Origin of the sequence: Aeromonas sp. OTU364, assembly GCF_038440395.1 — a bacterium.
Lineage (GTDB): Bacteria > Pseudomonadota > Gammaproteobacteria > Enterobacterales > Aeromonadaceae > Aeromonas.
Map to the genome: position 1 here is coordinate 57,368 of NZ_JASATR010000006.1, position 25,029 is coordinate 82,396.

At 64.0% G+C, this 25,029-nt stretch carries 23 protein-coding genes; 11 read left to right on the plus strand and 12 right to left on the minus strand.

Going from position 1 to position 25,029, the window contains the following annotated elements; translation table 11 throughout:
• The first annotated feature begins 57 nt into the window (after positions 1-57).
• The 9 genes from pheS to AAHB08_RS08625 all read left to right on the plus strand — a co-directional run bounded on the left by pheS (position 58) and on the right by AAHB08_RS08625 (position 12,658).
• Entirely contained in the window at positions 58-1,041 is a 984-nt protein-coding gene (gene pheS / locus AAHB08_RS08585) for a phenylalanine--tRNA ligase subunit alpha (RefSeq protein ID WP_342058692.1), read from the plus strand.
• A gap of 12 nt (positions 1,042-1,053) precedes the next feature.
• Positions 1,054-3,441 carry a phenylalanine--tRNA ligase subunit beta gene (gene pheT, locus AAHB08_RS08590; RefSeq protein WP_342058693.1) on the plus strand — a complete coding sequence of 796 codons (2,388 nt, stop codon included), beginning with the start codon at positions 1,054-1,056 and terminating at the stop codon, positions 3,439-3,441.
• Between the two features lie 3 nt (positions 3,442-3,444).
• Complete coding sequence (gene ihfA / locus AAHB08_RS08595; RefSeq protein ID WP_005300715.1) at positions 3,445-3,741, plus strand: integration host factor subunit alpha; 297 nt, start codon at positions 3,445-3,447, stop codon at positions 3,739-3,741.
• Between the two features lie 54 nt (positions 3,742-3,795).
• Positions 3,796-7,719: an ATP-binding protein gene (locus AAHB08_RS08600; protein WP_342058742.1), complete on the plus strand. Its 3,924-nt coding sequence runs from the start codon at positions 3,796-3,798 to the stop codon at positions 7,717-7,719.
• 1 nt (position 7,720) lies between these two features.
• Positions 7,721-8,971 carry a response regulator gene (locus tag AAHB08_RS08605; RefSeq protein WP_342058694.1) on the plus strand — a complete coding sequence of 417 codons (1,251 nt, stop codon included), beginning with the start codon at positions 7,721-7,723 and terminating at the stop codon, positions 8,969-8,971.
• A 3-nt stretch (positions 8,972-8,974) separates the two neighbouring features.
• Positions 8,975-9,589 carry a GNAT family N-acetyltransferase gene (locus tag AAHB08_RS08610; RefSeq protein ID WP_319917619.1) on the plus strand — a complete coding sequence of 205 codons (615 nt, stop codon included), beginning with the start codon at positions 8,975-8,977 and terminating at the stop codon, positions 9,587-9,589.
• Positions 9,590-9,661: 72 nt separating this feature from the next.
• A complete protein-coding gene (gene cobB, locus AAHB08_RS08615; protein WP_202045789.1) occupies positions 9,662-10,435 on the plus strand; it encodes a Sir2 family NAD+-dependent deacetylase in 774 nt (257 codons plus the stop codon).
• A gap of 85 nt (positions 10,436-10,520) precedes the next feature.
• Positions 10,521-11,003, plus strand: coding sequence for a hypothetical protein (locus tag AAHB08_RS08620; RefSeq protein ID WP_342058695.1), 483 nt, complete (start codon positions 10,521-10,523; stop codon positions 11,001-11,003).
• The gene (locus AAHB08_RS08625; protein WP_342058696.1) at positions 11,000-12,658 is read left to right on the plus strand and encodes a GGDEF domain-containing protein; all 1,659 of its coding nucleotides are present in this window, start codon (positions 11,000-11,002) and stop codon (positions 12,656-12,658) included. Before AAHB08_RS08620 ends, AAHB08_RS08625 begins: the two co-directional genes overlap by 4 nt.
• A 61-nt stretch (positions 12,659-12,719) precedes the next feature.
• Here AAHB08_RS08625 and AAHB08_RS08630 read toward each other — a convergent pair whose 3' ends face one another.
• The 7 genes from AAHB08_RS08630 to AAHB08_RS08660 form a co-directional block, all read right to left on the minus strand.
• Positions 12,720-13,748: a substrate-binding domain-containing protein gene (locus AAHB08_RS08630; RefSeq protein WP_342058697.1), complete on the minus strand. Its 1,029-nt coding sequence runs from the start codon at positions 13,746-13,748 to the stop codon at positions 12,720-12,722.
• Positions 13,748-14,680, minus strand: a complete 933-nt coding sequence (gene rbsK / locus AAHB08_RS08635) for a ribokinase (RefSeq protein WP_342058698.1) — start codon at positions 14,678-14,680, stop codon at positions 13,748-13,750. The genes AAHB08_RS08630 and rbsK overlap by 1 nt, the downstream gene beginning before the upstream one ends.
• Positions 14,681-14,785: 105 nt before the next feature.
• Positions 14,786-15,661, minus strand: coding sequence for a ribose ABC transporter substrate-binding protein RbsB (gene rbsB, locus AAHB08_RS08640; RefSeq protein ID WP_342058699.1), 876 nt, complete (start codon positions 15,659-15,661; stop codon positions 14,786-14,788).
• Between the two features lie 21 nt (positions 15,662-15,682).
• On the minus strand, positions 15,683-16,648 hold the full coding sequence (gene rbsC, locus AAHB08_RS08645) for a ribose ABC transporter permease (protein ID WP_025327024.1): 966 nt from the start codon (positions 16,646-16,648) through the stop codon (positions 15,683-15,685).
• Positions 16,645-18,216 carry a ribose ABC transporter ATP-binding protein RbsA gene (gene rbsA / locus AAHB08_RS08650; protein WP_342058700.1) on the minus strand — a complete coding sequence of 524 codons (1,572 nt, stop codon included), beginning with the start codon at positions 18,214-18,216 and terminating at the stop codon, positions 16,645-16,647. The genes rbsC and rbsA overlap by 4 nt, the downstream gene beginning before the upstream one ends.
• Positions 18,217-18,237: 21 nt before the next feature.
• Complete coding sequence (gene rbsD / locus AAHB08_RS08655) at positions 18,238-18,657, minus strand: D-ribose pyranase (protein WP_139434432.1); 420 nt, start codon at positions 18,655-18,657, stop codon at positions 18,238-18,240.
• Positions 18,658-18,865: 208 nt separating this feature from the next.
• The gene (locus tag AAHB08_RS08660; protein ID WP_202045783.1) at positions 18,866-19,483 is read right to left on the minus strand and encodes a glutathione S-transferase family protein; all 618 of its coding nucleotides are present in this window, start codon (positions 19,481-19,483) and stop codon (positions 18,866-18,868) included.
• A 278-nt stretch (positions 19,484-19,761) separates the two neighbouring features.
• Here AAHB08_RS08660 and AAHB08_RS08665 point away from each other — a divergent pair, with 278 nt between their 5' ends.
• Both AAHB08_RS08665 and AAHB08_RS08670 read left to right on the plus strand, forming a co-directional pair.
• Complete coding sequence (locus AAHB08_RS08665; protein WP_162519124.1) at positions 19,762-20,520, plus strand: hypothetical protein; 759 nt, start codon at positions 19,762-19,764, stop codon at positions 20,518-20,520.
• Positions 20,521-20,536: 16 nt separating this feature from the next.
• A complete protein-coding gene (locus AAHB08_RS08670; protein ID WP_342058701.1) occupies positions 20,537-21,214 on the plus strand; it encodes a DUF2987 domain-containing protein in 678 nt (225 codons plus the stop codon).
• A 72-nt stretch (positions 21,215-21,286) separates the two neighbouring features.
• On the opposite strand, the gene ttcA is transcribed toward AAHB08_RS08670, so the two are convergent.
• From ttcA to ccoS, 5 genes are all read right to left on the minus strand, one after another.
• Positions 21,287-22,195, minus strand: a complete 909-nt coding sequence (gene ttcA, locus AAHB08_RS08675; RefSeq protein ID WP_025327018.1) for a tRNA 2-thiocytidine(32) synthetase TtcA — start codon at positions 22,193-22,195, stop codon at positions 21,287-21,289.
• Positions 22,196-22,262: 67 nt separating this feature from the next.
• Entirely contained in the window at positions 22,263-23,210 is a 948-nt protein-coding gene (gene uspE, locus AAHB08_RS08680; protein WP_139434442.1) for a universal stress protein UspE, read from the minus strand.
• A 135-nt stretch (positions 23,211-23,345) separates the two neighbouring features.
• Positions 23,346-24,101 carry an FNR family transcription factor gene (locus AAHB08_RS08685; protein WP_025327016.1) on the minus strand — a complete coding sequence of 252 codons (756 nt, stop codon included), beginning with the start codon at positions 24,099-24,101 and terminating at the stop codon, positions 23,346-23,348.
• Between the two features lie 68 nt (positions 24,102-24,169).
• A complete protein-coding gene (locus AAHB08_RS08690; protein WP_342058702.1) occupies positions 24,170-24,856 on the minus strand; it encodes a sulfite exporter TauE/SafE family protein in 687 nt (228 codons plus the stop codon).
• The gene (gene ccoS, locus AAHB08_RS08695) at positions 24,840-25,028 is read right to left on the minus strand and encodes a cbb3-type cytochrome oxidase assembly protein CcoS (RefSeq protein ID WP_342058703.1); all 189 of its coding nucleotides are present in this window, start codon (positions 25,026-25,028) and stop codon (positions 24,840-24,842) included. The genes AAHB08_RS08690 and ccoS overlap by 17 nt, the downstream gene beginning before the upstream one ends.
• Position 25,029 lies beyond the last annotated feature (1 nt).

The window sequence follows — 25,029 nt, forward strand, 5'->3', positions numbered from 1 at the left end:
CCTCTTGACCTTATTTAGCCTAAAGGCTCCTGTTTCGGGAGTGGTGACGAGGAAGACATGCAACAGCTTGAAGAAGTAGTCGGCCAGGCCAAGGCCGAAATTGAGGGCGTAAGCGACATCGCCGCCCTCGACGAAATCCGGGTCAAATATCTGGGTAAAAAGGGCTTTTTTACCGAGCAGATGAAGGGCCTGGGCGCCCTTTCGCCTGAGGAGCGTCCCGCCGCAGGCGCCGTGATCAACCAGGCCAAGCAGCTGGTTCAGGATGCCTTGAACGCGCGTCGTGAAGCCCTTGAAGTTGCCGTGCTGAACCAGAAGCTGGCCGCCGAGACCATCGACATCAGCCTGCCGGGTCGCCGCATCGAGAACGGTGGCCTGCACCCGGTGACCCGCACCATTGAGCGCATCGAGCGCCTGTTTGGCGAGATGGGTTTCAAGGTCGAGCGCGGTCCCGAGATTGAAGATGGCTTCCACAACTTCGATGCGCTGAACATTCCGGCTCATCACCCGGCGCGTACCGATCACGATACCTTCTACTTCAATCCCGATCTGATGCTGCGTACCCACACCTCGGGCGTGCAGATCCGCACCATGGAACATCAGCAGCCGCCGATCCGCATCATAGCGCCGGGCCGCGTCTATCGTAACGACTACGATATGACCCACACCCCCATGTTCCACCAGGTCGAAGGCCTGCTGGTGGACGAGCATGCCAGCTTCACCGAGCTCAAGGGGATACTGCACGACTTCCTGCGCAACTACTTCGAGGAAGATCTCACCATTCGCTTCCGCCCCTCCTACTTCCCGTTCACCGAGCCTAGCGCCGAAGTGGACGTGATGGGCAAGAACGGCAAGTGGCTGGAAGTGCTGGGCTGCGGCATGGTGCACCCGAACGTGCTGCGTTCGGTCGGCATCGATCCGGAAAAATACTCCGGCTTTGCCTTCGGCATGGGCATTGAGCGCCTGACCATGCTGCGTTACGGGGTCAACGACCTGCGTGCCTTCTTCGAAAACGATCTGCGCTTCCTCAAGCAGTTCAAGTAAGGGCGAGAGAACATGAAATTCAGTAAATCCTGGGTGATGGAGTGGGTCCGCACCGAGTTGAGTGACAACGCACTGGCCGAGCAGATCACCATGGCCGGCCTCGAAGTCGACGCCATCGAAGCGGTCGCCGGCCAGTTCAACAACGTGGTGGTGGGTGAAGTGGTCGAGTGTGCCCAGCATCCGGACGCCGACAAGCTGCGGGTGACCAAGGTCAACGTGGGGGAGGCCGAGCTGCTGGACATCGTCTGCGGCGCGCCGAATTGCCGTCAGGGCTTGAAAGTGTGTGTGGCCAAGGTGGGCGCGACCCTGCCGGGTGATTTCACCATCAAGAAAGCCAAGCTGCGTGGCCAGCCGTCTCACGGCATGCTCTGCTCCTTCAGCGAGCTGGGTATCGACGTTGAAGCTGATGGCATCATAGAGCTGCCAGCCGATGCCCCCATCGGCACCGATATCCGCGACTACCTCGCGCTCAACGACGTCAGCATCGACGTGGATCTGACCCCGAACCGGGCCGATTGCCTCGGCATCGCGGGTCTGGCCCGCGAGATTGGCGTGCTCAACAGCGTGGACGTGGTCGAGCCGAGCTGGACGCCTGCCGCCGCCACCATTGACGCCAGCTTCCCGATCCGGGTCGAGGCGCCCGCCGATTGCCCACGTTACCTGGGTCGCGTCATCAAGGGGCTGAACCTGAGCGCCCAGAGCCCGCTCTGGATGCAGGAGAAGCTGCGCCGTGGCGGCATCCGCTCCATCGACGCCATCGTCGACATCACCAACTACCTGCTGCTGGAATACGGTCAGCCGATGCACGCCTTCGATCTGGCCAAGCTGGAAGGGGAGCTGGTGGTGCGCCGCGCCCGTAGCGATGAGCCGATGACCCTGCTCGACGGTACCGAGGTGAAGCTTAAAGACAACACCCTGGTGATTGCCGATGCCAAAGGCCCTGCCTGCATGGCCGGTATCTTCGGCGGCGATCGCACCGGTGTGTCCGAGACCACCACCGACATCCTGCTGGAGTGCGCCTTCTTCGCGCCGCTCTCCATCACAGGCCGCGCCCGTGCCTACGGTCTGCACACCGACTCTTCCCACCGCTTCGAGCGCGGGGTCGATCCCGAGCTGCAGGCCAAGGTGATGGACAGAGCCACCCGCCTGCTGCTGGATATCTGCGGCGGTGAAGCTGGCCCGGTCATCGAGGTCAAATCCGATGCCCATCTTCCCAAGGCTGCCCCCATCCGCTTGCGTCGTGCCAAGCTCGACAAGGTGATCGGCATCAGCGTGGCCGACGCCCAGGTGCTCGAGATCCTGACCCGCCTCGGCATGCAGGTGACCGTGGACGCCGACGGCTGGACCGCGCTGGCCCCCTCCTGGCGTTTCGACATCGCCATCGAGGAAGACCTCATCGAGGAAGTGGCCCGCATCTACGGCTACAACAACATCCCGAACCTCAAACCCGCCGCCTCCCTGGCGATGGTGGAGCAGGCCGAAGGCCAGGTGACCCTGAAGCGGGTGCGTGACCTGCTGGTCGACAGAGGTTTCCAGGAGGCGATCACCTACAGCTTCGTGGATCCCAAGGCCCAGCAGACCCTGTTCCCCCAGAGCGACGCCATAGTTCTGCCGAACCCCATCTCGGTCGAGATGTCCGCCATGCGTGTCTCCCTGTTCCCGGGTCTGGTGCAGGCGGTGGTCTACAACCAGAACCGTCAGCAGGGCCGTGTGCGTCTGTTCGAGCAGGGCCTGCGTTTCATCAAGGACGCAAGCGCCGAGAACGGCATCCGTCAGGAGCCCATGCTGGCCGGCATCATCACCGGCAACCAGAGCGACGAGCACTGGGACGTCAAGAGCCGTGGCAGCGACTTCTTTGATCTGAAAGGGGATCTGGAAGCCGTGCTGGATCTCACCGCCGAAGGGGCCACCTTCAGCTTCGAGCGTACCGAGCACAGCGCCCTGCACCCGGGCCAGAGCGCCGCCATCCTGCGTAATGGCGCCGTCATCGGCCACATCGGAGTGATCCACCCGAGCCTCGAGAAGAAGCTGGGTCTCAAGAGCCGTGCCGTGATGTTCGAGCTGGAACTGGACAAGCTGACCCCGGCCAAGGTGCCGGTTGCGGCCGAAGTTTCCCGCTTCCCGGCCAACCGCCGTGACATCGCCGTGGTGGTCGACGTTGCGGTTCTGGCCGGTGACGTCCTGGCAGTAATTAAAAAAGTTGGCGGAAATCAGTTAGTTGGAATAAACTTGTTCGACGTATACCAGGGTGCTGGTATGGCAGAGGACAAGAAGAGCCTGGCCATCAGTCTAGTGTTGCAAGACACCCAGCGCACCCTGGAGGAGAAAGAGATTGCCGAGACCGTGGACAATGTCGTGCGGGCCCTTGGTGAAGAGTTGAATGCATCCTTGAGGGATTGATCTATGGCGCTTACCAAAGCCGACATTGCAGAGCACCTGTTCACCCAGCTCGGGATGAGCAAGCGTGAAGCCAAAGACATGGTGGAAGCCTTCTTTGAGGAAATCAGACAGGCGCTCGAGCGCGGTGAACAAGTCAAGATTTCAGGCTTCGGTAACTTTGATCTTCGTGAGAAGAACCAGCGTCCCGGACGTAACCCCAAGACGGGCGAGGATATTCCCATCAGCGCCCGTCGAGTGGTGACCTTCCGGCCTGGCCAGAAGCTCAAGGCCAGGGTAGAAAATGTTGAACCCAATGAGTAAAGAAAAGCCAGGCAAATGCCTGGCTTTTGCGTTTCGATGATAAAGACCCTCTTCCTGTTTGGTGCGTTGCTGGCCTTGCCGCTGCGTGCCGCCACGCTCCCCCTGTCAGCCGAGACCCAGGCCTATGCCGATACGCTCACCGGGCTGACCTTCTGCTATCCGGCCCTGCAGCGTCCTCCCTACCTAGAAGCGCAGGGGGGCCTGCTCATCGATCAGATGAAACGCCTGGCCCGGCAACTGCCGGTGCCGCTGCGCTTTGAAAAACTGCCCAACTGGCCGGCGACCCTGCAGGGCTTGCAGCGCGGGCAGTGCGATCTCATCCCCCATGTGGGCCCAACCCGGGAGACCCTGCCCGGCACAGCCTTGAGCCGGGCCATGCTGGAGGCGGAGTCCGCCATCCTCTATCGGGGGGAGCTCGAGCAGGCGACCTTCCTGGTCTCGCCCATCTGGCAGGCAGAGGAGACCCTGCAGCGGCTCTATCCCCACTCGTCCCAGCGGCTCCTGACCGATGCGGAGAACTGGTACGGGGCCCTGGTGGCGGGCAGGGGCAGCGCCTACCTCGGTGACTATCTGCAACTGCGTTACCTGATGCGGGAGTTCCCGGACGAGGGGCTGCGCCTGCGGCGGCTGCGCAGCGACGATCTGGTGATCAGCTACCGGCTGATGATGGACGACAAGCCGCAGTTGCAGGAGCTGATAGACACGGCGATCCGCTTCCTGCCGCCGGGCAGCCTCTACCGGGATCTGGGGCGCTATCTGCCCCAGAGCGAGCAGGACATCAACCCCTTGCACTTCACCGACAAGGAGCAGGCCTGGCTGGTCGGCAGCGCGCGCACCATCAAGCTGGTGGCGGATCCCGACTTCATGCCCTACAGCGGCGTCAACCAGCAGGGGGAGCTCATCGGCTGGAGCGGCGATGTGCTGCGGGAAGTGAGCCGCCAGACGGGGCTGAATTTTGAGCTGATCCCCGTTGCCAGCAAGGAGGAGGCGCTCGCCAGGCTGCGCAGCGGGGAGGCCGCCATGATGGCCGGTCTGCTGGAGTCGCCGGCACTGCACGAGGAGTTCGAGTTCACCCGTGCGGTGGCAACCAGTCGCTATGCCCTGGTCAGCCGCAAGCGGGGAGCTTATCAAACCCTTGCCGCGGTCAAGGGCAGGGTGGTCGTGCCCCGCATGCTGTACGACACCAGCCTGCTGGCCCGGTTCGGGCAACAGGACTGGGGGGTGACCGACAGCCTGCTGCAAGGGCTGGCGGCGGTGCAGAGCGGTGAGGCCGATGCCATGCTGGCCGAGCTCTATCAGCTGCAATATCCGCTGCGCAACAACCAGCTGAGCGAGCTGAGCATCACGGAGCTGCCTGAGGTGTTTGGCCTCGGCTTTGCCATCAGACTGGATCAGCCAAGGCTTGCCGGGGTGCTGGAGCAGAGCCTGATGACGATCAACGATCGCCAGGTGAGCGAGCTGGTCCAGCGTTGGCGGCGCCTGGTACTGAACCAGCAAGAGGGGGTCAGTTACGGCTTCTGGCTTGGCTCTGTCCTGCTGGCACTCCTTATTAGCGCTGGGGTGATCTGGTCAGTCTGGCGCTCCCGCCAGCAGCTGGCCCAGGAGGCGCGCGAACGCCAGAAGGCGGAGCAGGCGCTGGCGCTGGAGAGCAAGTTCAGGGAGTCCCTGTTCCAGGCGCTGCCGGTGCCGGTGTTCTTGCGCAATGACAAGGGGGAGGTGATCAAGCGCAACAAGCGGGCCAAGCGGATGGAGGCGCGCTACGCCACCGATCTCGTCCTGCCGTCCCCGCAGTTGCAGGGGGCTGAGGGGGAGATAGCCCTGCGGGATCAGGTCTACTCCTATGCCCAGATCCCGCTGCGGCTGGGGCCTCAGGCCCCGGCCGGGGATCTCATCGCCCTGTCCGACATCAGCGCCTTGCGCGAGCGCACCCGCTTGCTGCGCCAGGCGGAGCGCCGCCTGCGGGCCCTCACCAATACGGTGCCCGGGGTGGTGCTGCAGTTCACCCTGCAAGGGGGCGCCATCACCCGGGTGGAGTTCGTCAGTCGCGGCAGCCATGAGCTGCTGGGGCTGGCCAGCCAGCAGATCCGCCTCAATCCCAACGAGACCCTGACCCGCATCTCCCACCAGGACAGGCGGGAGATGCGCGCCCCCATGCTGGCCATGTTGCAGGCCGGGCGCCCCTTCTCCCATCTGCTGCGCTACCAGCATCCGAGCAAGGGCACGCGCTGGCTGCAGTTCTCCGGCAGGGGGCGCCGTCAGGGGGAGGGGTGGCGCGTCTTTGGGGTGGTGCAGGATGTGACCAGCCGGGTGGAGCAGGAGCACTCCCTGCAGCTCTCCCACGAGCAGGCCCAGCAGGCCGTGCTCGCCAAGGGGCGTTTCCTCGCCGCCGTGAGCCACGAGATCCGCACCCCCATGAACGCCATCCTGGGCTTGCTGGAGTGGCTGGATCAGACCGAGCTCTCCGCGGAGCAGGCCTCGGTGCTGGCACACGTCAGGCAGGCGGGTAACGAGCTGCTCGGGCTGCTCAACGACGTACTCGACTTCAGCCGCAACGAGAGCCGTCAGCTGCGGCTCTCCCTGCAGCCGACCGATCTGGTGGAGCTGTGCGAGCATGTGGCGGCGGTGCACTGGTCCAAGGCGCGCTCCAAACACCTGCAGCTGCGCCTCAACCTGGATCCGGCGCTGCCCGCCCTGATGGCGCTCGATCCCCACAGGGTGCAGCAGGTGTTGCACAACCTGCTCTCCAACGCCATCAAGTTCAGCGAGCGGGGGGAGGTGGTGCTCTGGGCCCGCCGGCACGGGGACTGGGTCTGGTGCGGGGTGGACGATCAGGGCCCCGGCATCAGTGCCGAGCTGCTGCCCCGGCTGTTCCAGCCCTTCGAGCAAGGGGAGGAGCTGGGCCAGCTCAGGGCCCAGGGTACCGGCTTGGGGCTGGCCATCTGTCGCCAGCTGATGGAGCAGATGGGAGGGGAGATCCGGGTCGAGCCGGTGGCCACCGGCGGCAGCCGCTTCATCTGCGCATGGCCCCTCGAAGGGACGCAGGAGAAGGCGCCCTGGCAGCCAAGGTTCAAACAGATGTCCCTGCAGCTTCCTCCCGAGGAGCTGGCGTACGTGCGGGCCTGGCTCGCCGAGTTTGGTGTGACCGAGGAGGCGACGGCGCCCGCCCTTGCCGCCACCCAGGATGAACAGGGACTGCGTGCCTGGTCCTGGCAGGGGGAGCCCTGGATCCCGGGCGCCGTGGTGAGTCTGCTGCAACCCAGGCTGGTTCAGGGGAGCGGGGAGGTCGCGGATCTGCCGGGCGCCGGCATGCGGGTCCTCCTGGTGGAAGATCACGAGGTGAACCGGGTGCTGATCAGCATGCAGCTGAGTCAGCTGGGCGCCCGGGTGCTGAGCGCCGCCAATGGCCGTCTGGCCCTCGAGATCCTGGCGCGGGAATCTGTCGATCTGGTGCTGACCGATCTGCAGATGCCGGTGATGGACGGTGCCGAGCTCTGCAAGCAGTTGCGGGCCTCGGCGCGCTGGCAGCAGCTGCCGGTCTACGTGATCACCGCCGACCTCAGCGAGCAGGCGGCCCAGCGTCTGGCGGATTGCGGCTGCCAGGGTCATCTGGACAAACCCGTCCTGCTGAAGGAGCTGGCCATCTTGCTGCGCACCGTCTCCGGTCGTAGCAGTGCGCCACTGGTGGAGAGCTCGGTCAAGATCACCCCCATGACGACACTGCTCAACCCGGCGCTCATCAACCTCTATCTGGAGTCGGCTCGTCAGGATCTGGCCGAGATTGAGGGATGCGTCACGACAGGAGATGAAGGCGCCCTCAATACGGCTTTACACAAGATGAAGGGGGCCGCCAAAATGGTGGGGGCCGCCGCCCTGGTACAGGTGATCGAGCGCTGGCAGCGAGCCCCCGGGCACCCCTTGGTGGAAGAATTGCAGCAGGCCGTGGAAGAGGTCTGCCGGCAACTGGGCAAGAGAGCATGAGATGATTATCACAGATGAAGAGTTGTTGGCCCTGCTGGAGTCAGATGTCAGCCAGGAGCCGGTATTTCACCCCGTCAGCGTCTATGCCCTGGACGCCGTCTCCCATCAGGCGGCAAAGGAGGCGGGCTTGCCGGCCTATGCCAGTCTGCACCGTACCCGGCCGGACGCGAGCTGGCAGTGGGAGGGGTTGTTCGCCGCCGGGGCCATCGCCCTGTTCGATCCCGCCTCCCACGAGGGGGCCGACTATCTGCCGCGGCTGCAGACCCCGGGGGTGGGGATCTACCGCCTGTCGGATCCCTGGCTTGAGGGGTTGCAGGCGCGGGAGCAGGGGTGGCGGGACTGGCTCGCCCGGCTCCAGATCCTGCTGCTCGAGGATCACCCCTTCCAGGGGGCCTGCATCCAGCAGGAGATCCAGGCGCTGGGGCTGCCCTGCCACTGGGTGCAGGACGGCGAAGGTTGTCTCAAGGCGCTGGAAGAGGGGGCTGTGGGGCTGCTGGTCTGCGATCTCAGCCTGGCGGAGCAGGATGCCATCAGTCTCCTGATGAGCCATCCCCAGTACCGTCACAGCGGCCTGCCCATCATACTGCTCTCCGCCCACGATCAGACCCTGATCGACGGCGCCAGGCGACTGCTGCACGACGCCGGCTTCAACGTGCTGGCCGCTCTGGCCAAGCCGCTGCAGAGCGACGATCTGCTGCGGCTGCTCAAGGCGCTCTACCTGGGGCCGCAGCGCCAGCGCAGGCTGGGTGGCCTGAAGCGCACTATTCGCAGCTGGCAGGGAGAGGCGCGGGGTCAGCTTGGCCTGCAGGCGGATGCGGCCTCCAGCCCCCTGCCAATCTGGCTGGCCGTGAGCAGCCTGCCCCCTCACTGGGATCCCCTCAAGGCATGGCTGGAGCAGCATGGCAGGCAGGCGAACGAGCTGACCCTGGTCATCCATCGGCGGGATAACTTGCTGAACCAGGCGGATCGCTTCGCCCTGGTGCTGCAGGCGAGTCTTGCCGGGGCCAGGCTGGCCCTGCTGCTCGACAATGCCCAGCACCTGCCTTTCGATCAGCTGGAGCGGCTGCCGATCCAGAGCCTGCTGCTGGGGCAGCATCTGCTGCCGGAGCTGGAGGCGATGGCCGCCGACGCCCTGCTGGCCCGCTTCATCGGGCGTGCTCGCGAGCTCGGCATAGCCCTCTATCTCGACGACCCCTTCAACCTGCAGGATGCCGCCCAGTGGCAGGATCTCGGCATGGCGGGGCGCTGGTAGCCCGTGCCGCGCTACCTCTGCTGGCCCCCCGATGAGGCGCGCCTGCACCGGGCGCTGGCGGGCTGGGTACACCCCGGCTCGCGGGCATCTCTGCCCCTGATGATGGAGGTGGGCGGCATTCCCTGCCGGCTGCAGGAGCTGGCAGGATCCGATCCCGAGCGGCTGAAGGCGGCCTACGAGGCGCTGAGCGAGCAGAGTGTCTACCTGCGCTTCATGCGCGCCAAGCAGCCTGCCACCGCCGAGCAACTCGCCTTCTTTCTCGACTACCCCAGAGCGCCCCAGATAGGGCTGCTGCTCACCGACGAGCAGGGCGCACCGCTGGCCATGGCCCAGTCCATCCGGCGGCGCCTGCATCCCGACAGGGCGGAGTTCTCCTGCATAGTCGCGGATCATTTTCAGCATAGGGGGGCCGGTCGCCGCATCCTGCTGGCGCTGGCATTGCTGGCGCACGGGGAGGGGATCCGCGAGTGGACCGCCGAGGTGCTCGGCCAGAACAGGCCCATGCTGGCCCTGCTGAAGGGGCTGGGGTTGCCGCTGACCCTGGTGACGGGGCGGGAGATGGTGTTTGTGCGGCTGGACTTGAGCGTTCTCGACACCCTGGTGCCCCGGCATTCCTAAGACCAAGGGCGAATGTGCCGGGCCAGCCGGTTGTGCTAAGGTCAGCCTGTGATCCGTTGGAGGAAATCAACCATGGTGCAGTCAGCCAAACATATCGTGATCCTCACCGGCGCCGGCATCTCGGCTGAATCCGGTATCAAGACCTTCAGGGCCTGCGACGGCCTGTGGGAGGAGCACAGGGTGGAAGACGTGGCCACCCCCGAGGGCTACGCCCGGGATCCCGAACTGGTTCAGCGTTTTTACAACGCGCGGCGCCATCAGTTGCAACGCGCCGAGATCCACCCCAATCCTGCCCACTATGCCCTGGCGCGCCTCGAGCGCCTGCTGCCGGGGCGCGTGACCCTGATCACCCAGAACATCGACAACCTGCACGAGAGCGCGGGCAGCAAGCACCTCATCCACATGCACGGCGAGTTGCTCAAGGCCCGCTGTCCGGTGTCCGGGCAGGTGATCGAGTGGCGCGGGGAGCTCCACCAGGAGGAGCTCTGCTCCTGCTGCCAGCTGCCCCAGCCGTTGCGGCCTCATGTGGTCTGGTTTGGCGAGATGCCCCTCGGGCTGGATCGCATCTACTCGGCGCTGGCGCAATGCGACCTCTTCATCTCCATCGGCACCTCGGGGGCCGTCTATCCTGCGGCAGGCTTTGTCCATGAGGCGGGCCTCAACGGTGCCCACACCGTCGAACTCAACCTGGAGCCGAGCGAGGTAGGCAGCCAGTTTGACGAGAAGCGCTATGGCCCGGCCTCCCTGCTGGTGCCGGCCTTCGTGGACGAATTGCTGCAACGCTGCGGCGTACACCAGCCCAAACAGATCGACGGTCATAACTGGATGGAGATGCGTGGGCCATAGCTATTGAGAAATGACATAGTTGCATTGGCTCAATGAAGCCGCCAAACTGACCCGTAAAATAGAGGATGCAGCTGGCGCAAGGGATATGAATATTTTCAAGCATGGAACCGCTTTTCTTCTGCTGGTGCTGACGACGTTCGGCACTCAGGCAACCTCTTCTTCACCCCTGTTGCACCTGATCCTGCCAGACAAGCGGGAGGTTCGCCTGGATGAGGCGGCGCTGGCCGCCTTGCCGCAGACCGAGTTCGAGACGGCGACCCCCTGGACGGTCGGCGTGCACCGCTATCGTGGCCCGGACCTGAAGGCGATGCTGGCGGCGCAAGGGGTCGCCGAGGCCAGCGTGCTCGATGTGGTGGCGCTCAATGGCTATCGGCAACGAGTCGATCTCTCCCTGTTTGCCAAGGTGCCGCTGACCCTGGTGCGCTATCAGGATGACAAGCCGCTCACCCGCCGCAACAAGGGGCCGCTCTGGCTGCTGATCCCGCTCTCGGCCCATCCCGAGATGGATGTCTCCGCCATCCACAACAACATGGTCTGGCAGACTATCCGCATCGAGGTCGTCAAGTGACCCGCCGACAGCGCCACAATCTGTTGCTCGCAGCCATCTCTCTGCTGTTTCTGTTCTCCTCCGTCTGGGGCCTGCTGCTGCAAAGCCGCCACGAGCAGCTGGTCGATGTCTTCTACCGCAACATCCACTGGAACATCAGCCAGGTGATGCAGGAATCCCAGCGTTTTCTCTACGATTTGCGCCTCTATCGGGCGGGTGCCCTCGAGATGGAGACCCTGAGCCTGGATTACGATCTGCTGTGGAACCGGCTGGATGTGTTCCTGATCAGCAGCGAGACTGCAGATGCACGCGCCCGTCATGGGCTGGGGACTGTGCTGGCCGGGCTGTTTGACGAGATCAAGGCGCTCGAGCCCCAGATGCAGGCCGGTGCGCTGCAACAGGGGGAAGCCCTCGATCGGTCGCTGATCCGGATTGCCGAGCTGACCCGCCAGGTGGAGCAGATAGGGGATCAGATCCTCTCGGGGCAGGAGCGGGAAGCCTCCCTCAATCAGCTGCGCCAGAGCCTGTTCTGGATCCAGATCTGGCAACTGATCCTGCTGGTGATGGGGGGCGTGCTGGTCTTCGCCCTGATCCGCACCAATCTGCAGAATCGCCGCCTCTCCCTGCTCGACCCCATGACCCGGCTCGGCAATCGCCGCGCCTTGCAGGGCCAGCTCAGGCAGTCCCTGCAGCGCAACCATGTCCAGGCCCTGGTGGTGCTCGATCTGAAGCGGTTCAAGCAGGTCAATGATCTGCTCGGCTATCAGGTCGGTGATCGCCTGCTGCAGGCGGTTGCCGCCAGGCTGCGGCAAGCCTATCCAGGTCGGGCCTACCGGCTGGGAGGGGATGAATTTGCCGTGGTGCTGGCCGCCGGGCAGGAGGCGATCACCTCCCGCATGGAGGCCATGGTGGACCTGCTGCAGTTCGAGTTCGTGACCCGGGAGAGCAGCTTCGATCTGGCCTGTCGCTTCGGGGTGGCCAAGGCCGGGGAGGGGGAGGATGGGGATCAGCTGCTGGAGCTGGCCATATTGGCGCTGAATCAGGCCAAGCGGGACAATGCGACCCTGATCTGGTACCAGCCGGCGATGAAGGCCTCCCTGAGCATGGGCCAGCGCCAGCTGCATCAGCTGCGGGAGTGGCTAGCGGGGGCGGCGCCCTCGCCGCTGGAGACCCTCTCGGAGACCCTGGAAGACGAGCGGGGGCAACAGGTGCTGGGCATCACGCTGCGCTGGCGGGTGGGTCAGCAGGGGTGCGACATGGAGTGGATGCAGGAGCGCGGTATCCTGGGCCCCGTGGTGGCACGGCTGCTGACGGACGCCGAGCAGCGGCTGCCGCTGCTCTTGGTGCTCCATGAGCAGTCCCAGCTGGCCCATGTGCTGGCCTATCTGCCGCCCCTGGGAGAGCGGACGCTCATCCTGGCGTTGCCGACCCTGACGGAGGATGCCCTGCTGCTGGAGAAGCTGATCCAGCGCGGCTGCGTGCTGGCCCTGCGTGAGCTGGGCAGTCGCGCCCCCGCACTCTTGCGCGCGGGCTGGCCGGTGCGCTACTGGTTGCCCGACCCCTCGGATCACGATGCCCTGCTGCAGCCCCTGGCGCACCAGCTGGGGCTGCTGCGCCTGGGCAGTCCGGCAGAGGCGCAGGAAGGGGATATGAGGAGGCAGCGGGAGCCCCGCTGAGCCGGTGGTGGCGGATAGAGCATGACAAGGGCGGCCGAGGCCGCCCTTGTCATTGCGCCTATCAGGACTGATGGGTGGCAGTGGAGGGTTGCAAGGGGGCGCAGGAGTGCCTGATCACCAGGTCTGGGTCCACGGTGATCATGCGATTATCTATCTGCTCGCCGTTGATCCGCGCCAGCAACCGGGTGACGGCGAGGCGACCCAGCTCCTCCTTGGGCTGATTGATGGTGGTCAGCGGCGGGCACATAAACTCGGCCAGTGCCACGTTGTCATAGCCGACCAGGGAGAGATCCCGCGGAATGACAAGTCCCGCCCGGTGGGCGGCGCTGATCACCCCCATGGCCATCATGTCGTTGCACACGAAGAGGGCGCTGGGGCGCCTGGGCAATGCCAGCAGGCGGGTCATGGCGGCGGCGCCGCTGGCGCAGTCGAAGTCCCCCTCCTGGATCCAGTCCGGATTGACGGTGAGCCCCGCTTCTCCCATCGCCTGCTCGAAACCCGCCAGGCGCTGATTGGCCGGGGCCCGGCTGTGGGGGCCTGTGATGCAGCCGATCTCGGTGTGACCCAGGGCCAGCAGGTGGCGGGTCGCCAGATAGCCGCCGCGATGGGAGTTGTCGGCGATGAGATCCACCTCCTTGTTTTCCATGCCCCAGTCCATCACCACCACAGGCAGGCTCTTGAGCCAGTCGAGCTGGTTGAACACCTCCTGCTGCCCCTCGCTGCACATGATGAGCAGGCCATCCACTCGTTTTCTGAGCATCATCTTGAGGTAGGAGAGGGCGGTCTCGGCCTGCCCCTCTGTGTTGCCCAGCATCAGGTTGTAGCCCTGCTCGAAGCAGTAGCGCTCCACCCCGCGCACCACCTCGGCGAAGAAGGGGTTGCTGGAGGTGGTGACCAGCATGCCGATGCTGTTGGTCTCCTTCACCTTGAGGCTGCGGGCCACCAGGCTGGGGGCATAGTTGAGATCGCGCATGGCGGCGAAGACCCGCTCCCGGGTCTCCTCGGCCACGAAGCGGGTCTCGTTGATGACGTGGGAGACTGTGGTGGTGGAGACCCCCGCCCGCGCCGCCACCTCCTTGATGTTGGCCATCAGTGTCCCTGCACCGCTTGGGAGTGGAGGAAGGTGTCGACCTCCTGCTTGACCGGGATCGAGCTCTGGGCCCCGAAGCGGGTCACCGAGAGGGCAGCCGCCCCGTGGGCGAAGCGCACCGCGTCCTGGAAGCTGGCACCGGCGAGCTCGGCCGCCAGCAGGGCGCCGTTGAAGGTATCGCCTGCGGCCGTGGTGTCCACCGCCTCGACCCGAAAGCCCGCAATGAGCACCTGCTGCCGGCCGTTGCTGCAATAGACCCCCTGGGAGCCCAGGGTGATCATCACGTCCGCTATCCCCATCTGGTGGAAACGGGCCGCCGCCTGGGCCGCGCTCGCCTCGTCGGTGACCTTGACGCCGGTCAGCAGCTCGGCCTCGGTCTGGTTGGGGGTGATGAGGTCCACCAGCGCCAGCAGGTCGGCCGAGAGCGGCTGGGCGGGTGCCGGGTTGAGCACCACCCGGGTGCCGTGGGCTCGGGCCAGACGGGCAGCCTCCAGCACGCTCTCCAGCGGCACTTCCAGCTGCAGAAGCAGAGTGTGGGCGCCCGCGATCAGGGCCTCATGGCGTCTGACCATGGCAGTGTCGAGGGCGCCGTTGGCCTCGGTGGAGAGGCCTATGCTGTTCTCCCCCTCGTCGCTCACATAGATGATGGCGATGCCGGTGGGGAGGCGCTCGTCCTGCTCCACCGCACTCACCTCTATGCCATCGGCGGCGAAGCCCGCCTTCATCTGGCGGCCGATGGCGTCGTCGCCGATGCGGGCGATAAAGGAGACTTCTGCTCCTAACCGGGCGGCGGCCACCGCCTGATTGGCCCCCTTGCCACCGGGGACGACCTGGTAACTGTGACCGGTCAGGGTTTCACCGGGACGGGGAAAGTGGGGGACGCGCAGCACGTGATCCGCATTGACGCTGCCGAGAACTACGAGACGATTCATATCGATCACCCTTGATTGAGAACATCTTGGCTTGAGTGAGCCCAAGCCGGGAGGCTCTGCCTGCGCACCGGAGACAAAGGGGGAGGCAAGCCTCCCCCGTCATGCTTACTTGCTGACGATTTGCAGCGGCACCGGGATGGATTGCTCCACCGGCTGGCCCTTGAGCACCTTGTCGGCGGTTTCCACGCCGATGGCACCGATCAGTGCCGGCTGCTGGGCCACGGTGGCGGCCAGTTTACCCTTGGCCACTGCCGCCTTGCCATCGTCGGTGCCGTCGAAGCCGACGATCATCACCTCTTTGCCGGCCGCCTGCACGGCGCGGATGGCACCCAGCGCCATCTCGTCGTTCTGGGCGAACACCGCCTGCACTGTCGGGTGGGCCGCCAGCAGGTTCTCCATGACGTTCAGCCCCTTGGTGCGGTCGAAGTCGGCGGGCTGGGAAGCCAGCACCTGCAGCTTGTTGGCTGCGACCGCCAGGGCGAAGCCCTCGCCACGGTCACGGGCGGCGGAGGTGCCGGCTATCCCTTCGAGCTGGATCACCTTGGTGCCGGCCCCCAGCTTCTCGGTGATGAAGTCACCGGCCAGCTTGCCACCGGCCACGTTGTCGGAGGCGATGTGGGCCTTGACCTCACCCTGGGCGGCGCCGCGGTCCAGGGTCAGCACAGGGATGTTGGCCTTGTTGGCCAGGCGGATGGCGTTGCCCACGGCTTCGGAGTCGGTGGGGTTGATCAGGATGGCGTTGACCTTGCGCACGGTGAGATCTTCCACGTTGGAGAGCTCCTTGGCCGGATCATTCTGGGAGTCGAGTACCACCAGCTCGTAGCCAAGCTCCTTGGCCTTGGCTTCGGCTCCCTCCTTCATGGTGACGAAGAAGGGGTTGTTGAGGGTGGAGACCACCATGGCCAGGGTGTGATCGGCGGCCTGGGCGGTGCCCAGCACGGACATGATGGCGGCAGCGAGCAGGGTATTGAGCTTTTTCATCATTTCATTCCTTGTGTGTGCTTACTTGCTTTTGTTATCGATCATCACGGCGAGCAAAATGACGCTGGCCTTGGCGATCATCTGGTAATAGGACGAGACGTCGAGCAGGTTGAGGGCATTGTTGAGGAAGCCGATGATAAGGGCCCCGATGAGGGTCCCCATGATGCGACCCTTGCCCCCCATCAGGCTGGTGCCTCCCAGCACCACGGCGGCGATGGCATCCAGCTCGTACCCCATGCCAGCAGTTGGCTGGGCCGAGGAGAGGCGGGAGGTGACGATGAGCCCGGCCAGGGCGGATAGCATGCCGCACAGGCCATAGACGGCGAGCTTGACCCGGGCCACGTTGATGCCGGAGAGGCGGGTGGCCGACTCGTTGCCGCCCAGAGCATAGATGTAGCGGCCGAGGCGGGTGTGATTGAGCAGGTACCAGGCCAGCAGGAAGACGATGGCCATCAGCCAGATGGGCACCGGCAGACCGAACAGGTAGCCGGTCCCCAGCCAGGCGAAGTGATCGGCGCCGTCGCTGAAGCCGGTGGAGATGGGGCGCCCCTCGGTGTAGACCATGGTGACGCCGCGCAGGGCCGTCATGGTGACCAGGGTGGCGATGAAGGCCTGTACCTTGCCCTTGGCAATGATGAGGCCGCTGACGCCGCCGAGCAGGGCACCGGCCCCCAGGGTGAGGGGGACTACCAACCAGATGGGCAGCTCCATGGCCACCATAGTCGCCGCCAGGGCGCCGCACAGGGCCAGTACCGAGCCGACCGACAGATCGATACCGGCCGTCAGAATAACGAGCGTCATGCCGACCGCCATGATGGCGTTGACCGAGGTCTGACGCAGTATGTTGAGCAGGTTGTCGGCGGTGAAGAAGTTGGGACTCAGGAAGGAGACCACACCGATCAGCACCAGCAGCGCCACCAGGGATTTGTTCTCGATCCACCAGGCCTTGCTCATGACGCCACGGCGGGGAAGGGTTTGGGTTGTCATTGTGCTGCCTCTTGCTCTGCTTGCCACTGTTTGCCGACTGCCGCTGCCATCAGTTTCTCCTGATTGGCATCGCGGGTGTTGAACTCTGCGCTGATGCGCCCTTCGTGCATCACCAGGATGCGATCACTCATGCCGAGCACTTCCGGCATCTCGGAGGAGACCAGGATGATGCTCATCCCCTCCTTCTTGAACTGGTTGATGAGTTGATAAATTTCCTTCTTCGCCCCCACGTCGACGCCGCGGGTCGGCTCGTCGAGGATCAGCACCTTGGGCCTTGTCAGCAACCCCTTGGCGATGGCTACCTTCTGCTGGTTGCCGCCGGAGAGGAGCTTGATCAGCTGATCCTGACTCGGAGTCTTGATGTTGAACAGGCGCACATAGTCGCTCACCGCCTGGCGCTCGGCCTTACCGTCTATCTTGCCGTGAGTGATGAACTCGTCGAGGGCGCAGAGGCTCATGTTTTCGCGCACCGAGAGCTCCAGCACCAGGCCATCCCCCTTGCGATCCTCTGAGATATAGGCGATGCCTGCGGCCAGACCGTCGGCCGGGGTGCGCGGCACCAGCACCTTGCCATCGACCTCGACAGCGCCGCTGCTGATGGGGCTGGCGCCGTAGATGAGCTTCATCAGCTCGGTGCGACCGGAGCCCATCAGGCCGCTGAAGCCGAGGATCTCCCCCTGACGCAGGGAGAAGCTCACCCCGCGCACGCCGGGGCCGGCCAGATCCTTGACCTGCAGGCTGACCGGGCCGAGCTCGCGGGCCAGGCGCGGGTATTGCTCCTCCAGCCGGCGGCCCACCATCATCTCGATGATCCTGTCTTCGTCCAGCTCGCTCACCGCCTGCTCGCCGATCCACTTGCCGTCCCGCAGCACCGTGACCCTGTCGCAGATCTGGAAGATCTCCTTGAGGCGATGGGAGATGTAGACGATGCCACAGCCCTGCTGGCGCAGCTCGCGGATGACCACGAACAGCTGCTCGGTCTCGGTGTCGGTCAGGGCATCGGTGGGCTCGTCCATGATGATGACGCTGGCATCGAACGACAGCGCCTTGGCGATCTCCACCATCTGCTGTTCGCCGATGGAGAGATCCCCGAGCCGGGTGTCCGGTCCGTGCTTGACGCCCAGACGGGCCAGCAGGGTGCTGGCCCGCTCGCGCAGCTGCTTGTGGTCTATGTTGCCAAAGCGGGTACGCGGCTCGCGGCCCAGGAAGATGTTGGCGGCAATGGAGAGCTCCGGCAGCAGGTTCAGCTCCTGGTGGATGATGCTGATCCCCTGATCCTGGGAGTCGCGGGGACCCTTGAAGTGCACCGGCTGACCGCGGTAGCTGACGCTGCCCGCATCGGCCTGATAGATGCCGGTCAGCACCTTCATCAGGGTGGATTTGCCGGCGCCGTTTTCACCGAGCAGGGCCATCACCTGGCCCGGATAGACCCGCAGTCCCGCTTCGTCGAGGGCGCGTACACCGGGGAAGGTCTTGACGATCCCGGTGAGCTCCAGAATGGGCGAGGGGAGCGTATTGACGCTCCCGGTGAGCCCAGCAAGGGGTGAGAGGGGGGAGGTTGTGCTCATTTGCAGCTTCCTTGAAGAGGCTTAAAACGCCACACCGGCGCAGAGGATCAGGTTGGCATAGGGAGTCACCTCGCCGCTGCGTACCACCGCCTTGCTCTGACGGGAGCGGGTCTTGAACGCCTCGTGCAGGCAGTACTCGATGGCGATGGGCTTGCCCTGGGCCAGGGCGTGCGCCTCCAGCTGATCCACAAGCGCTTGATGGGCATCTGGGCTGATCAATTTTATTTCGCTCGCCATGATCACCTTCTCCACCACCAGATCGGTGAGCAGGGCGGTCAGCACGGTTGCAAGGCTGGGGGTGCCCGCCATCAGCGCCAGATCGATGCGCTCAGGCCCCGCCGGAATGGGCAGGCCCGCATCGCAGACGGTGATCTCGTCGGTGTGGCCCATCTGTGCCACCAGGGCACTCAGGGGAGCATTGAGCAGCTTGCCTCGTTTCATACAACACCTCGGCGGCATGGGAACCGCATGTGGATATTTATCTGGGCAACCGGTTACGCAACCGGTTGCGTCGTTGAGGCGAAAGATAGGCGCTAACCGTTAACGGGTCTAGGAACAGATGGCGAAAATGTGAAAACGATCTCAGTGATCCGGCTGTCGGAGGGAAAAACGGGTGCCAGAAGAGCACCCGTACCACGGGAAGAAGGGGTCAGAGGAGGAGGGCTTGCTGCACGGCGGGGCGCGCCAGCATGCGCCTGGTGTGGGCCGCCACCTTGGGAAACTCGTCGATGGCGACCCCGTCGCTCTCGAGCCAGCTGGCCACCACGAACAGGTAGATGTCGGCCAGGCTGAAGCGCTCCCCCAGTACCCAGGGACCGGCCAGATAGTGGTGCTCTATCTCGGCAAACCCCTCACGCATGTTCTGGGGCATCCTGGCCTTCATGGCGGCGATGGCCTGTTCGTCATCGGCCCAGCGGCTGCCGCGGCGGCCATGGGCATGGGAGACGTGCACCGTCGAGGCGAGGAAGCTGTGCACCTCCTGCATCCTGGCCAGCAGGAAGGGGTCGTCCAGGGGGGCGAGCCCGGCATCGGGGAAACGCTGGGCCACGTAGAGCAGCAGGGCCGGGGTTTCGGTCAGCACGCCGCGCTCCGTCACCAGGGCTGGCACCCGCCCCTTGGGGTTGATGGCAAGGTAGGCGGGGGTGCGTTGCTCCCCGGCGGCGAGATCGAGGCGCTTGATCTGGTGCGGGGCACCGGCTTCCACCAGGGCGATGCGCACCGCCATGGCACAGGTACCGGGGGCGAGATAGAGCGTCAGTTCGGACATTGCAGCTTTCCTTGTGTGGGTGATCCGGGATGAAGTGCGCGAGAGAGCGAGTCTGTCGAGTCTTGGCCATCCATCCTACGCCCATGGCGGGCCAGGGCCAAGTCAGGTAACGGAGGGGCTGGCAGAGGGCCGCACGACAGGGCGGCTGTCAGTGAAATCAATGGCTTTCTGAACGGAAGATAACAGGAAAAACGACTACGCATGCCCGGTCAAACCGCTATAATGTGCCACCTCGGAACAGTCGCTTTTGAATGTTGGATAGTCAATTGAGTAATAGAATGCGGATCGGTGGAACCCTCGAACAGTCCCTCAGCCAGGGATACCGTCTGGACCTGCAAGGGGTGTTGAAAGAGGCCTGGCAACAGACCCGCCGCACCGGTTTCGGTCTGACGCTGGCCATCGCCGGGGTCATGGCAATCTGGATCCTGCTGAGCAACACCCTGCTGGCCCCCTATGTCGCCCAGGAAGGGGGTGACATGGACATGGCCCTGATATTGAGCCTGCTCATCACCGTCATCATGTCTCCCATGACCTCTTCCCTCGACATGCTGGGGTTGCAGCAGTCGGTGGGGGTGCGGGCCCGCCCGAACCAGGTGTTCGACTTCTTCCGTCACTTCCTGCGTCTGGGCTCCCTGAGCCTGCTCGGCAGCCTGATCACCAGCCTGTTCGGCCCCCTGTTCGAGCTGCTCGGCCTGCCGGTGATGCTGGCCTTCATTCCCTCTGGCCTGGTGGGCATGGGGCTGCTGTTCACCGTGCCCCTGGTGCTGGAGCGCGGCCTGTCGCCGGCCCAGGCCATCCTGGTCTCCCTCAAGTTGTTCGCCCGCGGCTGGCCCAGCATAGTGCTGCTGCATGGCGTCATGATGGCGCTGTTCTTCCTGGCCATCATTCCCATGGGCATAGGCCTCATCTGGGTTGCCCCCCTCTATTTCAATCTCAAGGGGATCCTCTATCGGGATCTGTGCGGGGTCGCCGTGGAGGTGACCGAAGTGGCGGACAATGCCGCCACCGGGCAAGGGCCCGATCATTTCAACGCGTGATGCAAAAGGATGGCATATGAAGCTGGTTCGACATGGCATGGCGGCAAGTCTGCTGATAGTGCCGGCGCTGTGCGTGGCTGCACCCTCGCTGGATCTGCAGTACAGCACCTTCTACAGCCAGATGAAAACCTTTGCCAAGGGCGAGTTTGGTGATGCCAGGTTGGGTTTTTATCTGACCGATCCGCAAAGTGGCCAGCGCTGCGGGCTCGCCTCGGCCCGGGTTTCGACCCTGGACAGGGAGGTTGCCGCCGAGGTGACCATAGACAGCGAGCTGCGCCTGCCCTATGACGACGATCTCAATCTCGACAAGGCGACCGTGGTGGTGGAGCTGACCGAACCACACGCTGCCTGCGACATGTCGGTGCAGGTGATGGCCGATGCGCCCCCTGTGTCGGATGGCCAGGGGTTCAGGGTGAGCGAGGTGGTGACACGCCAGCAGGAGATGCAGTCGCTGCTGGACAAGCTGGCCGGCATGGTCGGCAAGCACTTCCTGCCGGAGATGGCGGGGGTGCGGGTGACCCTGGTGCAGTCGAGCGGCACCGCCTACCTCATCGACGGTGCCCATCAGCAGCCTCTCTCCTGGCAGGATGGCCAGCTGCTGCTTCGCAACGAGCAACTCGCCGACTTCGCGGCGGGTAGGTTGCAGCTTGAGGGGGAGATACTGCGACTGACCCCCTGGTTGCACAAGGGCTGAAGACGGCGGGTGCCGGAGAGGTAAAGAAAAGGAGCGCATGGCGCTCCTTTTTCGTGGTGGCTGGCAGGGTGCTCAGCGCACCTCTATCACATCCAGCACGTCCATCTCGTCGATGTTGAGCAGGGGCGCGGTCGGCAGCTCGGGGGGATCGAACGCCTTGTCACCGCCATCTATGATGCCGGAGTCGCGGTTGATGCTCTTGAAGTCAAACAGCTTGTGATCGAGCAGGTGGCTCGGGATCACGTCCTGAATGGCGGTGAACATGGTCTCTATCCGGCCGGGGAAGCGGCGATCCCAGTCCTGCATCATCTGCTTGATGGCCTTGCGCTGCAGGTTCTCCTGGGAGCCGCACAGGTTGCACGGGATGATGGGGAAGGCCTTGACCTCCGCATAGCGCACCAGATCCTTCTCCTTGCAGTAGGCCAGGGGACGGATCACCACGTTCTTGCCATCGTCGCTCACCAGCTTGGGGGGCATGGACTTGAGCTTGCCGCCGTAGAACATGTTGAGGAACAGGGTCTCGAGGATGTCATCCCTGTGATGGCCGAGGGCAATCTTGGTGCAGCCCAGCTCCTGGGCGGTGCGGTAGAGAATGCCGCGGCGCAGGCGGGAGCAAAGCGCACAGGTGGTCTTGCCTTCCGGCACCTTGTCCTTGACGATGGAGTAGGTGTCTTCCTCGACGATCTTGAAGTCGACGCCGAGGGCGGCCAGGTATTCCGGCAGCACGTGCTCGGGGAAGCCGGGTTGCTTCTGATCCAGGTTGACGGCCACGAGATCGAAATGGATGGGGGCGCTGGCTTTCAGGCTCATCAGGATGTCGAGCATGGCGAAGCTGTCCTTGCCGCCAGACAGGCACACCATGATCTTGTCACCCTCTTCAATCATGTTGAAGTCGGCGATGGCCTGACCCACGTTGCGCCGCAGGCGTTTCTGCAGCTTGTTGAAACTGTATTTCTCTTTGGCGTTAAGCTCTTCTAGCATGGCCTCAAACCCGGGACAAAAATAAGCGGCTTATTATAGCCATGTCCCGGGGGAGGGCAAGAAACGCTTATGCAGGATGACGTCTGTCATCTACCGGGCAGCTGTAATCATCGGGCTTGAGGATCAGGATGTCGCAGTTGAGCCGATCGACCACATGCTCTGCCGTGTTGCCGAGCAGGGCGGCGGAGAGACCGGTACGACCGACACACCCCATGATCATCAGGGTCGACTTGAGTTCGTCCGCCATGTCCGGCAGCACCTCCTCCGGCAATCCTTCCGCCACCTTGGTCCACATGTGGTTGATGCCGAACTGATCGGCATGCTCTCGCAGCAGATCCTCGTGATGCTTGCGGATGGCGTCGTTGTAGGCGTTGGGATCGAACTCCGGCAGCTCGATGGCCACATTCACCGGCGTGCCGGGATAGGTGTTGACCAGATAGAGGTTGGAGCCGAGCAAGTCGGCGATGGCGACCCCTTCGCGGGTGATGCGCTCATTGAGGACTTTCTGCTCCATATCGTCACTCGAGCAGTTGATGGCGGCAATGATGTTGCCGCCCCGCTGCCAGTGACCCTCCTTGACCAGCAGGACGGGGCAGGGGCATTTGCGCAGCAGGTGCCAGTCGGTGGGGGTGAAGATGAAGGTTTGCAGGAAGGAGTGCTTGTGGGTCGCCTTGACCACCAGATCGTGGCGATGCTCCAGCACTTCCTGGATGACGCACTCGAAGGGACGATTGTGCCACAGCACCTTGATCTCGCACTCCAGGCCCCTGGCACGATAGGGTTGCAGTATCTCGTCCAGCCACTCCCGGCGCTGGGCAATGACGCCGTGGCGCATCTCTTCCCGCTCATCCACCGACAGCATGGCGGTCATCTCGTACGAGAAGTCGTAAATCGTCAGGAGCAGGGTCAGCTGGGCGCCCTCGTCCAGCTCGGCGACCTTGACCGCGCGTTCGAGCGCGATCTGGCGCTCCTCTTCCGGGTTGATCACCACCAGAATGTTTCGGTACTTGACCATGTTCTCCTCCTTGGCAAAAACGCCAATGATGGCAACTCTTTAGCCATTACAGCTTAGCCCAAGGGGGGAGACGGGAAGGTGTGCCGGATCAAATTTCAGGGTGAACCGATCCGGCAACAGAGGGGAAAGGGGTGATCAGCCGCAGGCTGGGCGAGTGGCGCCGGCCATGACGCCGAGGGCCACGTGATCCAGCACTGTAATGTATTTGCCCTTGACGCTGATGAGGCCGGACTTCTGGAAACGACCGAGCAGGCGGCTGATGGTCTCGACGGTGAGGCCGAGGTAGTTGCCGATGTCACCCCGGGTCATGGAGAGACGGAACTCCTTGGCGGAGAAGCCGCGCTCGGAGAAACGTACCGAGAGGTTGTGCAGGAAGGCGGCGAGGCGCTCTTCCGCATTCTTCTTGGAGAGCAGCAGTATCATCTCCTGATCGCCCATGATCTCGTTGCTCATCAGGCGCATGATCTGCTGGCGGAGCTTGGGCATCTTGCCGGAGAGATCGTCGAGCACATCGAACGGGATCTCGCACACCATGGCGGTTTCCAGCGCCTGGGCGAAGGAGGGGTGTGCCTGCTTGTGGATGGCATCGAAACCGACCAGATCCCCTGCGAGGTGGAAGGCGGTGATCTGCTCGTCACCCTGTTCGGTGATGGTGTATGACTTGATGGTCCCGGAGCGGATGGCGTAGAGCGATTTCAGTTCATCGCCGGCCTTGAACAATTCCTCGCCCTTCTGGATCGGCTTTTTGCGCTCGATGATGCTGTCCAGCTGATCGAGCTCACTGTCGTTCAGGGTGAAGGGGATGCAGAGCTGACTGATGCTGCAATCCTGGCAATGAATTGCACAGCCACCGCTCTGAATACGTCTGCCAGGTTTCTTGTCCGGGATCATAGGCTCATATGAATAATTGATTTATATCAAACAAGTTTACCACCAACTCATCCGTTTTGGATAGGGTTTCAAAAGGATGCCAACCCGATCCAGAGGGTATGCAGGCCATAGGCAATGAGCAGCAAGGCACCGCCGAGGCGCAGGCTGCGCAGGGTCAGCCAGTAGCGCAATCTGTCTGCCAGCCCCCCCAGGGCGAACAGTGTCGGCAGGGTTCCAAGACCAAAGCTCAGCATGATGAGTGCGCCGCCCCCGGCGGAGCCTGCCGCCGCGCTCCAGGTCAGCATGGAGTAGACCAGACCGCAGGGCAGCCAGCCCCACACCATGCCAAAGGGGAGGGCCTGCCAGGCCGACCTGAAGGGGATGAACTTGCCGGCCAGCGGCTTGATAAGAGGCCAGAACTTCGCACCTATGCGCTCGAGCAACAGCACTCCCCGCCACCAGCCCGCGAGATAGAGGCCCAGGGCTATCATCAGCAGGGCCGCAACGAGGCGCAAGCCGGCGATGGCGTGCTTGCCGGCCCCGAGCTCGCTGGTGGTGGCCAGCAGCCCGCCCACCAGGGCGCCAGCCAGCACATAGCTCAGGATCCGCCCCAGGTTGTAGTTGAGCAGGTAGCCAAGGCGCCCCCAGAAGTGCTGCTTCCCGGCGGGGATGGCCATGGAGAGGGCGGCGGAGACGCCGCCGCACATGGCGATGCAGTGGCCTGAGCCTGCCAGTCCCACCAGCAGGGCCCCCATCAGATCAAGGCTGCTTGTCATCGTTCGGCTGATCCTTGCCCTTGGTGGCGGGTTGCTCCTCGTCAAACAGTATGTTGGAGCCCTGGCGGTCGAGATCCTCGAACTGCTCCGAGCGAATGGCCCAGAAGAAGACGGCCCCCGCGATGATGACGAACAGGATGGCGATGGGGATCAGGACAAAAATGATGTTCATG

Bases quoted from the DNA above. Each gene is read 5' to 3' on its own strand.
- AAHB08_RS08690 (WP_342058702.1), bottom strand. From the start codon at position 24,856: ATGACAAGCAGCCTTGATCTGATGGGGGCCCTGCTGGTGGGACTGGCA.
- AAHB08_RS08620 (WP_342058695.1), top strand. From the start codon at position 10,521: ATGAATATTTTCAAGCATGGAACCGCTTTTCTTCTGCTGGTGCTGACG.
- rbsD (WP_139434432.1), bottom strand. From the start codon at position 18,657: ATGAAACGAGGCAAGCTGCTCAATGCTCCCCTGAGTGCCCTGGTGGCA.
- rbsA (WP_342058700.1), bottom strand. From the start codon at position 18,216: ATGAGCACAACCTCCCCCCTCTCACCCCTTGCTGGGCTCACCGGGAGC.
- pheT (WP_342058693.1), top strand. From the start codon at position 1,054: ATGAAATTCAGTAAATCCTGGGTGATGGAGTGGGTCCGCACCGAGTTG.
- cobB (WP_202045789.1), top strand. From the start codon at position 9,662: ATGGTGCAGTCAGCCAAACATATCGTGATCCTCACCGGCGCCGGCATC.
- AAHB08_RS08670 (WP_342058701.1), top strand. From the start codon at position 20,537: ATGAAGCTGGTTCGACATGGCATGGCGGCAAGTCTGCTGATAGTGCCG.
- AAHB08_RS08630 (WP_342058697.1), bottom strand. From the start codon at position 13,748: ATGGCCAACATCAAGGAGGTGGCGGCGCGGGCGGGGGTCTCCACCACC.
- ccoS (WP_342058703.1), bottom strand. From the start codon at position 25,028: ATGAACATCATTTTTGTCCTGATCCCCATCGCCATCCTGTTCGTCATC.
- AAHB08_RS08685 (WP_025327016.1), bottom strand. From the start codon at position 24,101: ATGATCCCGGACAAGAAACCTGGCAGACGTATTCAGAGCGGTGGCTGT.
- rbsC (WP_025327024.1), bottom strand. From the start codon at position 16,648: ATGACAACCCAAACCCTTCCCCGCCGTGGCGTCATGAGCAAGGCCTGG.
- AAHB08_RS08665 (WP_162519124.1), top strand. From the start codon at position 19,762: ATGCGGATCGGTGGAACCCTCGAACAGTCCCTCAGCCAGGGATACCGT.
- uspE (WP_139434442.1), bottom strand. From the start codon at position 23,210: ATGGTCAAGTACCGAAACATTCTGGTGGTGATCAACCCGGAAGAGGAG.
- rbsK (WP_342058698.1), bottom strand. From the start codon at position 14,680: ATGAATCGTCTCGTAGTTCTCGGCAGCGTCAATGCGGATCACGTGCTG.
- ttcA (WP_025327018.1), bottom strand. From the start codon at position 22,195: ATGCTAGAAGAGCTTAACGCCAAAGAGAAATACAGTTTCAACAAGCTG.
- ihfA (WP_005300715.1), top strand. From the start codon at position 3,445: ATGGCGCTTACCAAAGCCGACATTGCAGAGCACCTGTTCACCCAGCTC.
- pheS (WP_342058692.1), top strand. From the start codon at position 58: ATGCAACAGCTTGAAGAAGTAGTCGGCCAGGCCAAGGCCGAAATTGAG.
- rbsB (WP_342058699.1), bottom strand. From the start codon at position 15,661: ATGAAAAAGCTCAATACCCTGCTCGCTGCCGCCATCATGTCCGTGCTG.
- AAHB08_RS08605 (WP_342058694.1), top strand. From the start codon at position 7,721: ATGATTATCACAGATGAAGAGTTGTTGGCCCTGCTGGAGTCAGATGTC.
- AAHB08_RS08660 (WP_202045783.1), bottom strand. From the start codon at position 19,483: ATGTCCGAACTGACGCTCTATCTCGCCCCCGGTACCTGTGCCATGGCG.